Here is a 12,521-nt window from a genome sequence, read left to right as displayed (position 1 = left end):
GGTCGTTACCGGGGAGTCGTGCCACGCTCGGTCCATGCGGAACGGTCCCGTGTCGACTCCGCCGCGCGTCCTGCCCCCCAACGACCCCCGCCAGTACGACGACCTGGCCGGCGAATGGTGGCGACCGGACGGCGCGTTCGCCATGCTGCACTGGCTGGCCCGGTCCCGCGCCGCCCTGGTGCCGCCCGCCACCCGGCCCGACGCCCTGCTGGTCGACCTGGGCTGCGGTGCCGGGCTGCTCGCCCCGCACCTGGCCGGCAAGGGCTACCGGCACGTCGGGGTCGACCTGACCCGGTCCGCGCTGGAGCAGGCCGCCGCGCACGGGGTGACGGTGGTCAACGGCGACGCCACGGCGGTGCCGCTGGTCGACGGCTGTGCCGACGTGGTGGCCGCCGGCGAGCTGCTGGAGCACGTACCGGACTGGCGGCGTGTGGTTGCCGAGGCGTGCCGGCTGCTGCGCCCCGGCGGCCTGCTGGTGCTGGACACCCTCAACGACACCGCGCTGGCCCGGCTGCTGGCGGTACGCATCGGGGAGCGGCTGCCGACGGTCCCCCGGGGCATCCACGATCCACGGTTGTTCGTGGACGCTCGGGAGCTGGTGACCGAGTGCGCGCGACACGGGGTCCACCTGTGGATCCGGGGCATCCGACCGAGCCTGCGTGGAACGCTGGCCTGGCTCGTCCGGCGGGCCCGCGGCCGTCCTTCTCCGACGGTCGACGGGCGGCAGCCCCGGATCAAGCCGACCCGGTCGGTCGCCGTGCTCTACCAGGGGCACGGGGTGCGGCACGGGTAACCGGGCCGCGCGGGGGGTACAGGGACGCAGGAGGGGGCGACATGACGGTGAACGCGCTGGCGGCGGCCCGCCGGTTGGCGCCGCGGTTCGCCGCGCGGGCGGCACGGCACGACCGGGACGGCTCGTTCCCCGTGGACGACTTCGCCGACCTGCGCGAGGCCGGGCTCTTCGGGCTGATGGTGCCCCGCGAGCTGGGTGGGGCGGGCGCCACCTTCGCCGAGTACGCGGCCGTCGCCATCGAGCTGGCCCGGGGCAACGGCGCGACCGCGCTGGTGTTCAACATGCACGCCTCGGTCACCGGCGCGCTGGGCGCGGTCACCGAGGAGCTGGCCGAGGCGCTGGGCGTACCCGACGAGGCGCTGGCCGCCCGGGACCGCCTGCTCCGCGCGGCGGCCGAGGGCTCCTGGTACGCGGTCGCGATGAGCGAACGCGGCGCGGGCGCGCGGCTGTCCCAGCTCAGCACGGTCTACGAGCCGGTCGACGGCGGCTGGCACCTCAAGGGCAGCAAGACCTTCTGCTCCGGCGCCGGGCACCCGGACGGCTATCTGGTGGCCGCGCGCAGCGCCGCCGACCAGTCGGTGGTCTCCCAGTTCCTGGTGCCGGCCGGCGAGGGGCTGACCGTGGAGCCGACCTGGGACTCGCTCGGCATGCGGGCCACCTCCTCGCACGACCTGCACCTGGACGTGACCGTCCCGGCGGACCGGCTGCTCGGTGGGGTGGAGGGGCTGGCGCTGGTGGTGGCCCAGCTGATGCCGCACTGGCTGGTGGCCAGCTACGCCGCCGTCTACGTCGGGGTGGCCCGGGCGGCGGTGGACGCGGCGGCCGAGCACCTGAACGCCCGCAACCTGGGCGGCCTGCCGGCGGTACGGGCCAGGTTGGGTCGGGCCGACGCGGCGGTGGCGGCGGCGCAGTTGGTGGTGGCGGAGGCGGCGCGCCGGGTCGACGAGGCCCCCGGTGACGCCGAGACCAACCGTTGGGTCTGGCGGGCCAAGCTGCTCGCCGGCACGACCGCGGCCGACGTGGCGGCGTCCGTGCTGGAGGCGGCCGGCACGTCGGCGACCCGACGGGGCCACCCGCTGGAACGGCTCTACCGGGACGCCCGCTGCGGTTCGCTGCACCCCGCGACCTCGGACGTCTGCGCGGACTGGCTCGGCATCGCGGCGTTGGGCGGGGACCCGGATCGCGACGGATCGACCCCTCGTTGGTGAGGGCGAGGAGTTCGCCGGGTTTGCGAGCCCCGCAGCCCGAACGGAGGGCGGCAGGGGTGAGGGCGAGGAGTTCGCCGGGTCTGCGAGCCCCGCAGCCCGAGCGGGAGGCGGCACGGTGAAGGCGGTGGGGGTGGTCGTTCCTGGGGCGGGGGCGGTCGCCGGGCGTGCAGTCGTGGACGAGAGGTGGGGGACATGGCCGTACCAGTGATCGCGGGACTCGGTACGGCACAGCCGCCGGGCGCCGCACAGGACGAGCTCTGGGAGGGCTTCTTCTCCCGGCACTTCTCCGGCACCACCCGGGCGCTGGCCGAGCGGATCTTCGCCAACTCCGGGGTGACCCGCCGGCAGGCGGCGGTGAACCCGCTGCTGGAGGACGTCTCCGAGTGGCCGACCGAGCGCCGGATGCGTCGCTACCAGGTCGAGGCGCTGCCGCTGGGCAAGGAGGCGGTGGGTCGGGCGTTGACCTCGGCCGGTCTCGCCGCCGGCGACATCGGGCTCTTCGTGGTCTGCTCCTGCACCGGTTACGCCACGCCGGGGCTGGACATCCTGCTCGCCCGGGACCTGGGCATGGCCCCCGACACGCAGCGGATGTTCGTCGGGCACATGGGCTGCTACGCCGCGCTGCCCGGGCTCGGCGCGGCGGCCGACTTCGTCACCGCGCGGGGGCGCCCGGCGCTGCTGCTCTGCGCCGAGCTGACCAGCCTGCACATCCAGCCGGCCAGCGCGCGGATGGACACCCAGCAGATCGTCTCGCACGCACTCTTCTCCGACGCCGCGGTCGCCGCGGTGGTGGTCCCCGGCGCGGCCGGCCCCGGATCGCCCGGCGGGTACGCGGTGCGCGAGGTCACCTCGGTCACCGACACCTCCACCGCCGACCACATGACCTGGGACGTCACCGACACCGGTTTCCGGATGGGCCTGTCGCCGAAGGTCCCGCAGGTGCTTTCCACGCACGTTCGCGGGCTGGTCGTCGACCTGCTGGCCCGCCACGGCACGGGCATCGCCGAGGTGGACGGCTGGGCGGTGCACCCTGGCGGCCCGCGCATCCTCAACGTGGTGGAACGCGAGCTGGCCCTGCCGCCGGAGGCCCTCGCCGCCTCCCGGGCGACGCTGGACGAGCACGGCAACTGCTCGTCCCCGACGGTGCTGCTGATCCTGGACCGGCTGGTGCGGGCTGCCGTGCCGCCGCGGCGGATCGTGATGCTGGCCTTCGGGCCGGGCCTCACCCTCTACGCCGCCCTGCTGGAACGCCGTTCCTGAACCCACCCTCGCCGGTCCTCCGGGCGCGCCGGGCGGGAAGCCCTCCGACGGGCCGGCGGGTTCGGTGGCGGCTGGTTACGCTCGCCGGATGGATGACCGGCGGGACGATCGGCTGCGCGGCGGCCTGCTGGCGGCGGCGGCGCTGCTCGCCGTGACGGCGGGCGGCTGGTGGTGGTGGGCCGGGGCTCCGGCCACCGGCCCGCGCGGGGTGGCGGTGGGGACGAGCCCGCCACCGCGCGGTGTCGTCCCGTCCCGTTCGCCGGAGACCCTCAACGAGGTGCTGGCCGCGCACCCCGACGCGGCCGTCCGGGTGCGGATCGACGGGAGCGGCCGCGTCATCGAGGCGACCGAACTGCCGGGTGACATCGATGACCTGGCGCTGCCCCGGTTCACCGACACCCTGTTGCGGGAGCGCCTGACCTTGATCCCGGGCCAGGAACCGGTACGCCGGGAGTCGTTGGCAGACGGGGCACGGCACCTGCTGCAGTACCGCTGCACCGGCCCGGGCGAGCTGCTGATCTCGATCATCCAGGGTCCGACCATGAACACCGCCCAGTCGACCTGCGACGGTGAGCTGGGTCAGCTCGATCTGCCCCACCCGATGGAGCCGGAGTTCCTTACGCCCGAGCAGGTGGCGCCGACCCGGATCGAACTGTCCGCCGTCGGTCCCAGGCCGGTCGAGGTGGCCGCGCAACTGGTCGCTCTGCCCTGAGCAGGGCCGCCCGGCGCTGCCGCACGACCGGCCGCCCCGGGTGTGGGGTACCGCGATCCGCGACCGCGACCGCCTGGTCGGGGTCAGCGGACCAGACGGCTCAGGTCGGCGCGGTAGTCGCCGGCGATGGCCAGGTCGGGGATCACCCGCTGGACCGTGCCGGAGCGGTCGACCAGCAGCGCGGTGGCGATGCCGGGGCGGGGGTCGAGGTGCAGCGCCGCCCGTACGCCGCCGGCCGGGTCGGCGAGGGCGCGTACCGGGCCGCCGGGAACGGGGTCGGGGCCGACCGTACGACCGCCGGTGACGGTGACCACCGAGACTCCGGCGGGTGCGGCGGCCTCCGCCGCGGCGACCTGTTCGACGCAGGCGCAGGCGTCCACCAGGATGATCATCGCGGGCAGCAGCCGCCGCAGCGGCACCGGCGACTGGCCGGCGTCGACCAGGTCCAGCGCCGGCAGTGGCCGGCCGGTCAGCGTGCCGGGCGAGGTGGACGAGGGATACGGCAGGACGGTGGGCCGCTCGGTGCCCCGGGGCGAGCGGGGCCAGGTGACGGCGAGCAGGCCGCCGATGGTGGTGAGCAGGGCCACCACCAGGATCAGCACGGGCAGAGCGAGGGGTGGCCGGCCGTCGGCGCGCGGGGTCAGGCCCAACCGCCGGCGCCAGCGCGCGCCGGAGGTGCGGCGCCGCAGCTCGCGACGGAGCTGCTCGGCCTCTTCGGCCAGCGCCGACGCGTCGTCCGGTACGACCACCCGACCCCACTCCGGTGGCAGGTCGGGCAGCCCGTCGGACGGGCCGTGGCCCTCTGCGTCAGGCATGCCCATCGGACCCCCGGGGAAGTGGCTCGTGAGCGGACAGCGGTACCCCTCCAGCGTCCCGCACCGCTCCTCCTGCCGCCAGACCTGGGCGGGCCGGGCGCTGCCGGGCTACCATGGGAAAAGCGCGTAGCCCGAGAAATCCACGCTCCGATCATCCGTACCGGGTTGTCATCCGTTCGTCACGGAGCGTGCTCGAACCATCGGTTTGACTGCCTGTCAAGCTGAAGAAATACCTCTCACAGGGCCCCTGAGCTGCGCCAACGGTCAGGACAGCGGTGAGACATCGGTGCCTGAGCGTGTTACCCTAGACACAGCGAAAGGGGTTTCGAACCTATGGTTTTCAGTGTCGGCGAGACCGTTGTTTACCCCCACCACGGGGCCGCACTCATCGAGGCAATCGAGACTCGGGTCATCAAGGGCGAGCCCAGGGAATACCTCGTCCTGAGGGTCGCGCAGGGTGACCTGACGGTCCGGGTGCCCGCTGAGAACGCCGAGATCGTGGGCGTGCGCGAGGTGGTCGGCGAAGAGGGCCTCGGCAAGGTCTTCGACGTGCTCCGTGCACCGCACACCGAGGAGCCGACCAACTGGTCGCGGCGTTACAAGGCGAATCTGGAGAAGCTGGCCTCCGGGAACCCGCTGAAGGTCGCCGAGGTCGTCCGCGACCTGTGGCGCCGGGAGCGGGAGCGGGGCCTGTCCGCGGGCGAGAAGCGCATGCTCGCCAAGGCCCGCGACATTCTCGTCGGCGAGGTCGCGCTGGCCGAGAAGAGCACCAAGGACGAGGCGGAGACGCTGCTCGACAAGGTGCTGGGCGAGGCCTAGTCCCCACAGCATCGTCGTACCCGTCCCGCAGCAAAGAAACCACCAGGACCGCGACGTGACCGCGCAGCTGAACCCGCGCGGTGACGTCGCGGTCCTCGTGCCTGCGGCCGGTGCCGGGGTACGCCTCGGCCCGGGCGCGCCGAAGGCGCTGCGCCTGCTGGGCGGCGAGCCGCTGCTGGTGCACGCGGTACGCCGGATCGCGGCCGCGCCGTCGGTGCACACCATCGTGGTGGCCGCCCCGGCGGCCGAACTGGATGCGGTTCGGCGGCTGCTGGCACCCGTGGCACCGGTGCTGGTCGTGCCCGGCGGTGCGGAGCGGCAGGCGTCCGTGGCGGCCGCCCTGGCCGCCGTGCCACCAGGGCCCGACATCGTGCTCGTGCACGACGCCGCCCGCGCGCTCACCCCACCGGAGCTGGTCGAGTCGGTGGCCGGGGCGGTCCGCGCCGGGCACCACGCGGTGATCCCGGTGCTCCCGGTGGTCGACACGATCAAGGAGGTCGGCGCGGGCGAGGTGGTCCTCGGCACCGTCGACCGCTCCGCGCTGCGCGCGGTGCAGACCCCGCAGGGCTTCCGCCGGAGCGTGCTGACCGCCGCGCACGCCGTGGCGGGTGATTCGCTCACCGACGACGCCGGGCTGGTCGAGAAGCAGGGCGTACCGGTGTTCTGCGTGCCCGGCTCGGAATACGCGCTGAAGGTCACCCGCCCGTTCGACCTCGCGCTCGCCGAGCACCTGCTGGCCGCCGGCCTCTGACGCGTACCCTCGGCTCATGATCGTTCCTCGGGTGGCCGTCGGCACCGACATCCACGCCTTCGCGCCCGGCCGGCCCTGCTGGCTGGCCGGACTGCACTGGCCGGGCCAGGACGGCCTGGCCGGTCACTCCGACGCCGACGTGGTCGCGCACGCCGCCTGCAACGCGCTGCTCTCCGCCGCCGGGCTCGGTGATCTCGGCGCGAACTTCGGCGTCGACCAGCCCGAGTGGGCCGGCGCCTCCGGGGTGGCGCTGCTGACCGAGTCGGCCCGGCGGGTCCGTTCGGCCGGCTTCGAGATCGGCAACGTCTCGGTCCAGGTGGTCGGCAACCGTCCGAAGATCGGGCCGCGCCGGGAGGAGGCGCAGCGGGTGCTCTCCGCGGCGGTCGGCGCGCCGGTCACCGTCTCCGCCGCGACCAGCGACGGGCTCGGCTTCACCGGACGCGGCGAGGGGCTCGCCGGCGTCGCGGTGGCCCTGGTGTACGAGGCGCCGACCGCCTGAGCAGCCGTCAGGGGCGCCGGGACCAGGTCCAGGCGTACCCCTCGTCCTCGCACTCGCCGGCCGCGTCGCAGAGGTCGAGCGGGCGGAAGGTGTCCACCATGACGGCCAGCTCGTCGAAGAAGTCGACGCCGATGGAGCGCTCCGCCGCACCCGGCTGCGGCCCGTGGGTGAAGCCCGACGGGTGCAGCGAGATGGAGCCCTGCTCGATCCCGGAACCGCGCCGGGCCTCGTAGTTGCCGCCGGTGTAGAAGAGCATCTCGTCGGAGTCGACGTTGTGGTGGTTGTACGGCACCGGGATGGCGTCCGGGTGGTAGTCCACCTTGCGCGGGACGAACGAGCAGATGACGAAGTTCGGGCCCTGGAAGGTCTGGTGCACCGGCGGCGGTTGGTGGATCCGGCCGGTGATCGGCTCGAAGTCGTGGATGGAGAAGGCCCACGGGTACATGTGCCCGTCCCAGCCGACCACGTCGAACGGGTGGTTGGCGTAGACGTGCTTCGTCCACCCGCGCCGGTGGCGGACCAGCACCTCGACGTCGGTGCCGTCGACCAGCAGCGGGGCGTCCGGTCCCCGGACGTCCCGCTCGCAGTACGGCGAGTGCTCCAGGAACTGGCCGCGCACCGACAGGTAGCGCTTCGGCGGGCCGATGTGGCCGCTGGCTTCGACGGCGAGCAGCCGGGTGGGGGCGTCGCCGGTCGGCACCAGCCGGTGCACGGTGGAGGTGGGGATGATCACGTAGTCGCCGGCGACCGCGTCGAGCACGCCGAAGGTCGACTCCACCCGCAGCGTGCCGGCCTCCACGTAGAGGCACTCGTCGCCGGTGGCGTTGCGGTAGAGCGGGGACGGCCGGTCGGCCAGCACGTACGCGATCCGCACGTCGTCGTTGGCCAGCAGGTAGCGCCGGCCGAGGACCGGGTCCGCGCCGGTGCCGTCGAGCTTGTGGGTACGCAGGTGGCGCGGCTTGAGCGGAAGGTTCGGCACCCGGGTGTACGCCGGCGGGGTGAACTCCTCGGCGGCGACGATCGCGGTGGGCGCGTACCGGTGGTAGAGCAGGGACGAGTCGGAGGAGAAGCCCTCCTGGCCCATCAGCTCCTCGGCATAGAGGCTGCCGTCGGGCTGGCGGAACTGGGTGTGCCGCTTGCGGGGCACCTCGCCGACGCTGCGGTAGTACGGCATGTCGCCTCCCGTTATGTCCCGTTCTCCGGCCGATGACGTCCGATAATCGGACGCTGTTGTCCGTTCCTTGTAGCGTCCCGTAGATTCTTGTCTCGTGTCAACGCAGGTGCCCCGCCTCTTCGCCGGCCTCGTCGACGACGCCGCCGTCTTCCCGCCCGGTAGCGCGTCCCTGCCGGACGCCGTCGCCGCGCACCGCGAGCATCGCGCCGCCTGGTACGCCGACCTGGTCGGCCCGCTGCTGCTGCCCGCCTCGACGCTGCCGGCCCTGGCCGACCTGCTCGGCCCCGGCGAACGGATCGCCGTCGGCGTCATCGGTGACCTGCCGATCGGGCAGCTCGACGCGGCGCTCGCCGGGACTGATCCCCGGATCACCGCCCGCCAGGTCGAGGCGGCGGTCGCCAAGCGCGGCGAGGACCCGCAGCCCGGCCTGGCCGAGCTGCTGAAGCTCGCCGAGCGACTGACCGGCGTCGACGTCTACGCCGAGGTCCCGCTGACCTTCGGGCTCACCGGCGCGCTGGACACCCTGGCCGCGGCGCGGGCCGACGGGCTGCCGGTCGCGGCGAAGTTCCGCACCGGCGGACTGGCCGCCGAACTCTTCCCCACCCCGGTCGAGCTGGCCGCGGTGATCCGCGCCTGCCGCGACCGGGGCCTGCCGTTCAAGCTGACCGCCGGGCTGCACCACGCGCTGCGCCACCTCGACCCGGAGACCGGCTTCACCCACCACGGCTTCGGCAACGTGCTGGCCGCGACGCTCGCCGCCGCCCGGGGCGCCGAGGTGGACGGCGTCGCCGCCCTGCTCGCGGCGACCGACCCGCTGCCCCTGGTCGAGCAGGCGCGGGCGCGGCGCGACGAGGAGCGCCCGCTCTGGGTCGGCTTCGGCTCGTGCAGCATCCTGGAACCACTGACCGATCTGATCCGGCTGGGGCTGGTGAACGTGGGAGACGACCGATGAGCTGGGTGACGGGTGCGGACGGTTCGCCGTACGGGGTGACCAACCTGCCGTACGGGGTGTTCCGGGCCGGCGGGCGCGGGCCGCGGATCGGCGTACGCGTCGCCGACTTCGTGCTCGACCTGGCCGGCGCGGAGGCGGCCGGCCTGGTGCTCGCCGCCGGGGCGCTGGGTCGCCCCACCCTCAACGACTTCATGGCGCTGGGCCGTCCGCAGTGGACGGCGGTGCGGCAGCGGATCGTCGAACTGCTCACCGACACCGCGCACCGCGCGGCGGTGGAGCCGCTGCTGGTCCCGCTCGACGAGGCGGAGCTGCTGCTGCCGTTCGAGGTGGCGGACTACGTCGACTTCTACTCCTCCGAGCACCACGCCTCGAACGTCGGCCAGATCTTCCGCCCCGGCCAGCCGCCGCTGCTGCCGAACTGGAAGCACCTGCCGATCGGCTACCACGGCCGGGCCGGCACGGTGGTCGTCTCCGGCACCCCGGTGGTCCGCCCCACCGGGCAGCGCGCCACCGCGCAGGGCCCGACCGCCGGCCCCTCCGTACGCCTCGACATCGAGGCCGAGGTGGGCTTCGTGGTCGGTGTGCCGAGCGCCCTCGGCGACCGGGTCGCCGCCGCGGACTTCACCGACCATGTCTTCGGTGTGGTGCTGGTCAATGACTGGTCCGCCCGCGACATCCAGGCCTGGGAGTACCAGCCGCTCGGCCCGTTCCTGGGCAAGTCCTTCGCCACCTCGATCTCGGCCTGGGTGACCCCGCTGGACGCGCTCGCCGACGCGTTCGTGCCGGCGCCGGAGCAGGACCCGCCGGTGCAGGACTACCTGCGCGACACCCCGCACCTGGGGTTGGACCTGCGCCTCGCGGTGGAGTGGAACGGCGAGCGGGTGGCCGAACCGCCGTTCGCGACCATGTACTGGACGCCCGCCCAGCAGCTCGCCCACCTCACCGTCAACGGAGCCTCGCTGCGCACCGGCGACCTCTACGCCTCCGGCACCGTGTCCGGTCCGGACCGCGGCCAGGTCGGCTCGTTCCTGGAGCTGACCTGGGGCGGCGCCGAGCCGGTCAAGGTCGGCGGCGGCGAGACCCGCACCTTCCTGGAGGACGGCGACACCGTCACCATCCGGGCCACCGCCCCCGGCCCGGACGGCACCACCGTCGCCCTGGGCGAGGTCACCGGGCGGATCCTGCCGGCCCGCTGAGTCGCGTATCTGCCGGTCGCACCGGCTGTGCGACCGGCCGGCCCTCCTGCCGCGTTTGATCGACCGGATTCGGTCACCACTCCACGCCGTCCCGTCCCGGGGCGGCGTGGGTCGTGACCGGCATGGCTCATCCAGCGGACAGGAGGTACGAGCATGGACGATCTCGTGGGCGCGGTCTGGCGCACCAGTAGTCGGTCGAACGATCAAGGGCTCTGCGTGGAGGTGGCGGACAACCTCGCACGCGACCGGGGTGTGGTCGGGATACGTGATTCCAAGGACCCGGACGGGCCGGTGCTCGTCGTCGGCCCGCCGGGCTGGACGGCGTTCGTCGGGGCGATCCGCCAGGGTGGCTTCCGCCCCTGACCCGCGCCTGACCCCGGGCCTGATCCGCGCCGCGGGACCGCACCGGTGCCCCGATCCGGGGCACCGGTGACGGAAATTCCACCGCAGGACCCCCCGTGGCGCCCTCACGCGCCGTACCGTGGACGCCACGGGAGGTGTCATGTCGACGGTCACGGTCACCGAGTTCATCGAGGCGCGGGCCGACGACGTGTGGGCGCTCCTGGTCGACCTGCCGGTCCGGGCCGACTGGCTCTGCACCGTCGGCGGCGTGGAGCTGCTGACCCAGGGCCGGCTGGGGCCGGGCACCGCCTGGCGGGAGACCCGCACCAGGCCGGACGGCGGTGACCAGGCGGAGGAGTTCGTGGTGCTGGAGGCCCGGCCGCCGCACCGACTCGTGCTCAGCTCCCCCGGCATCGGGGTGGACTACCGGATCACCTGGACCCTGCGCACCGTACGGCGTCGGGGCCGCGGCTGCACCGCGGTCACCGTGGAGCACCAGGCGGTGCCGATCGCCCCGTACGGGCGGGTGGTCGCGCTGCTCTTCGGCGGGCTGGCCGCGCGGGCGGTGGAGGGAGCCATCCGGCGCGATCTCGCCGACCTCGCCGCCGCCGCCCGGCGCGCCAGCGGCGCCGAGGCCGCCTGAACCGCCGCACCCCGCCGTTGCGACCTGCGCGGGGCGGCGGCGGGCTGCCTCGGTAGGGTGCCGGGCGGAGGTGTGCATGGGTGTCCCGAAGGGCCGGCGACGGATCACCGTCGCGGTCGCGGCGCTGCTCGCCCTCGGGGTCGTCGGCGCCATCGGCTACCGGGTGCTGGCCCCGGCCGAGGTCGTCACGCCCGCCCAGGACGACCTGCCGCCCCTGGACACTCCGGCGACCGGGGTGGTGGGTCGACTGCCCGCCGCACCGCTGATCGTCGACGGTCGGCTCCGGGTGTACGCGGCGCAGCGCCAGGTTTACGCCGACCGGCCGGCCGACAGTAAGCACCGGGTCACCCCGTTCTGGTCGTACCGGCGGTGGCCGGCCCAGCTCAACGGGGTGCTGGTGGCGGGTACCACGGTGGTGAGCCGCTGGTCCGACGGGAAGATCGTCGCGCTGGACGGCCGTACCGGGAAGGTGGCCTGGCGGGCCGACGGCCCGGCGCCGGGGAAGGGCTTCCCGTCCCGGCGCACCGGCGCGGCCATCGTCTGGGACCCGCGGGGGATCTTCCTCGCGTCGGGTCCGGGTGGTCGGACGACGCTGGTGGTGTCCGGCGCGGGCGACCTGCGCGGGTACGCGCTGGCCGACGGGCGGGAGCTGTGGCGGGCCGCCGGTGACGCCGACTGCCGGACCGATCTCGGGACCACGGCCGCCGGCCAGGTCCTGTCGGTGGACGCCTGTGCCGGCCCGGCGGTGGTGGAGTTCCGCGACGCGACGACCGGCGCGGTGGGCACCCGGTGGCGTCCTCCCGGCGCCGGCCCGGAGCTGGCCGTCACGGCGCTGGGGTGCCTGACCCCGCGCTCGCAGTGCCGGGGCCTGCGTACCTCGGACGGCCAGGGCTGGCTGGTCGGCCCCGGTGAGCCGCGTCCCGCGCCGGCCCTGGGCGCCGACGGCGTCACCCTCTCCGGCGAGTTCGCCATCGCGGTCACCGACGGCGTGCTGACCGGCTGGGACGCGCGCACCGGAGAGAAGCGGTGGCGGCGTGGCGACCTGGGCGAGGTGCGGGTGATCGCGGTCCAGCCCGGCCGGGTGCACGTGCTGAGCCGGCAGCGGGACCTGATCACCCTGGACCCGCGGACCGGGGCGCAGCGGTCCCGCTTCCCGTTCACCCTCGGGCAGGACGGGATCGGCTGGGTGCCGGGGCTGGCGTACGCGGCCGACGGCTACGTGGCCGTGGAACGGTTGCGCGAGCGGGCCCGCCCGGACGACGACGACCAGGGGTACTTCCTGATGGCCGAGCCGGTCGTGCTCGCCGCGACCTGAGCGAATGACCGATAAATAGGACAAAAGCCGGCAAAAGCTGCA

The 12,521-nt window shown here is 74.4% G+C and carries 14 protein-coding genes; 12 read left to right on the top strand and 2 right to left on the bottom strand.

From position 1 onward, the window contains the following. Nucleotides 1-34: 34 nt before the first annotated feature. From M2302_RS07960 to M2302_RS07945, 4 genes are all read left to right on the top strand, one after another. The gene (locus tag M2302_RS07960) at nt 35-793 is read left to right on the top strand and encodes a methyltransferase domain-containing protein (RefSeq protein WP_280837275.1); all 759 of its coding nucleotides are present in this window, start codon (nt 35-37) and stop codon (nt 791-793) included. A gap of 41 nt (nt 794-834) precedes the next feature. Further along, nucleotides 835-2,001 carry an acyl-CoA dehydrogenase family protein gene (locus M2302_RS07955; RefSeq protein ID WP_280837274.1) on the top strand — a complete coding sequence of 389 codons (1,167 nt, stop codon included), beginning with the start codon at nt 835-837 and terminating at the stop codon, nt 1,999-2,001. Between the two features lie 192 nt (nt 2,002-2,193). Further along, nucleotides 2,194-3,261: a 3-oxoacyl-[acyl-carrier-protein] synthase III C-terminal domain-containing protein gene (locus M2302_RS07950; protein ID WP_280837273.1), complete on the top strand. Its 1,068-nt coding sequence runs from the start codon at nt 2,194-2,196 to the stop codon at nt 3,259-3,261. A gap of 88 nt (nt 3,262-3,349) precedes the next feature. Beyond that, entirely contained in the window at nt 3,350-3,973 is a 624-nt protein-coding gene (locus tag M2302_RS07945) for a hypothetical protein (RefSeq protein ID WP_280837272.1), read from the top strand. Between the two features lie 83 nt (nt 3,974-4,056). Here M2302_RS07945 and M2302_RS07940 read toward each other — a convergent pair whose 3' ends face one another. Beyond that, the gene (locus M2302_RS07940; RefSeq protein ID WP_280837271.1) at nt 4,057-4,794 is read right to left on the bottom strand and encodes a hypothetical protein; all 738 of its coding nucleotides are present in this window, start codon (nt 4,792-4,794) and stop codon (nt 4,057-4,059) included. A gap of 327 nt (nt 4,795-5,121) precedes the next feature. On the opposite strand from M2302_RS07940, the gene M2302_RS07935 reads away from it, so the two are divergent. The 3 genes from M2302_RS07935 to ispF are packed head-to-tail and all read left to right on the top strand — an operon-like array spanning nt 5,122 to nt 6,857. After that, the gene (locus M2302_RS07935) at nt 5,122-5,607 is read left to right on the top strand and encodes a CarD family transcriptional regulator (protein ID WP_088959974.1); all 486 of its coding nucleotides are present in this window, start codon (nt 5,122-5,124) and stop codon (nt 5,605-5,607) included. A gap of 55 nt (nt 5,608-5,662) precedes the next feature. Continuing rightward, nucleotides 5,663-6,358 carry a 2-C-methyl-D-erythritol 4-phosphate cytidylyltransferase gene (gene ispD / locus M2302_RS07930; protein WP_280837270.1) on the top strand — a complete coding sequence of 232 codons (696 nt, stop codon included), beginning with the start codon at nt 5,663-5,665 and terminating at the stop codon, nt 6,356-6,358. Nucleotides 6,359-6,374: 16 nt separating this feature from the next. Continuing rightward, entirely contained in the window at nt 6,375-6,857 is a 483-nt protein-coding gene (ispF, locus tag M2302_RS07925; RefSeq protein ID WP_280837269.1) for a 2-C-methyl-D-erythritol 2,4-cyclodiphosphate synthase, read from the top strand. A gap of 7 nt (nt 6,858-6,864) precedes the next feature. Here the strand turns inward: ispF and M2302_RS07920 are convergent, their stop codons facing one another. After that, on the bottom strand, nt 6,865-8,031 hold the full coding sequence (locus M2302_RS07920; RefSeq protein WP_280837268.1) for a cupin domain-containing protein: 1,167 nt from the start codon (nt 8,029-8,031) through the stop codon (nt 6,865-6,867). 94 nt (nt 8,032-8,125) lie between these two features. Here M2302_RS07920 and M2302_RS07915 point away from each other — a divergent pair, with 94 nt between their 5' ends. The 5 genes from M2302_RS07915 (at nt 8,126) to M2302_RS07895 (ending at nt 12,479) form a co-directional block, all read left to right on the top strand. Then, nucleotides 8,126-8,983 carry a hypothetical protein gene (locus tag M2302_RS07915; protein WP_280837267.1) on the top strand — a complete coding sequence of 286 codons (858 nt, stop codon included), beginning with the start codon at nt 8,126-8,128 and terminating at the stop codon, nt 8,981-8,983. Beyond that, the gene (gene fahA, locus M2302_RS07910; protein ID WP_280837266.1) at nt 8,980-10,179 is read left to right on the top strand and encodes a fumarylacetoacetase; all 1,200 of its coding nucleotides are present in this window, start codon (nt 8,980-8,982) and stop codon (nt 10,177-10,179) included. Before M2302_RS07915 ends, fahA begins: the two co-directional genes overlap by 4 nt. Before the next feature lie 153 nt (nt 10,180-10,332). Continuing rightward, nucleotides 10,333-10,542 (top strand): DUF397 domain-containing protein, encoded by a 210-nt coding sequence (locus tag M2302_RS07905; RefSeq protein ID WP_210774230.1) that lies wholly within the window; start codon nt 10,333-10,335, stop codon nt 10,540-10,542. Nucleotides 10,543-10,681: 139 nt separating this feature from the next. Beyond that, the gene (locus tag M2302_RS07900) at nt 10,682-11,164 is read left to right on the top strand and encodes an SRPBCC family protein (protein WP_088959981.1); all 483 of its coding nucleotides are present in this window, start codon (nt 10,682-10,684) and stop codon (nt 11,162-11,164) included. 76 nt (nt 11,165-11,240) lie between these two features. Then, nucleotides 11,241-12,479: a PQQ-binding-like beta-propeller repeat protein gene (locus M2302_RS07895; RefSeq protein WP_280837265.1), complete on the top strand. Its 1,239-nt coding sequence runs from the start codon at nt 11,241-11,243 to the stop codon at nt 12,477-12,479. Nucleotides 12,480-12,521: the final 42 nt, after the last annotated feature.

It is taken from the genome of Micromonospora sp. A200 (assembly GCF_029893845.1).
GTDB lineage: Bacteria > Actinomycetota > Actinomycetes > Mycobacteriales > Micromonosporaceae > Micromonospora > Micromonospora purpureochromogenes.
This window is presented reverse-complemented; position numbering and strand designations above follow the sequence as displayed.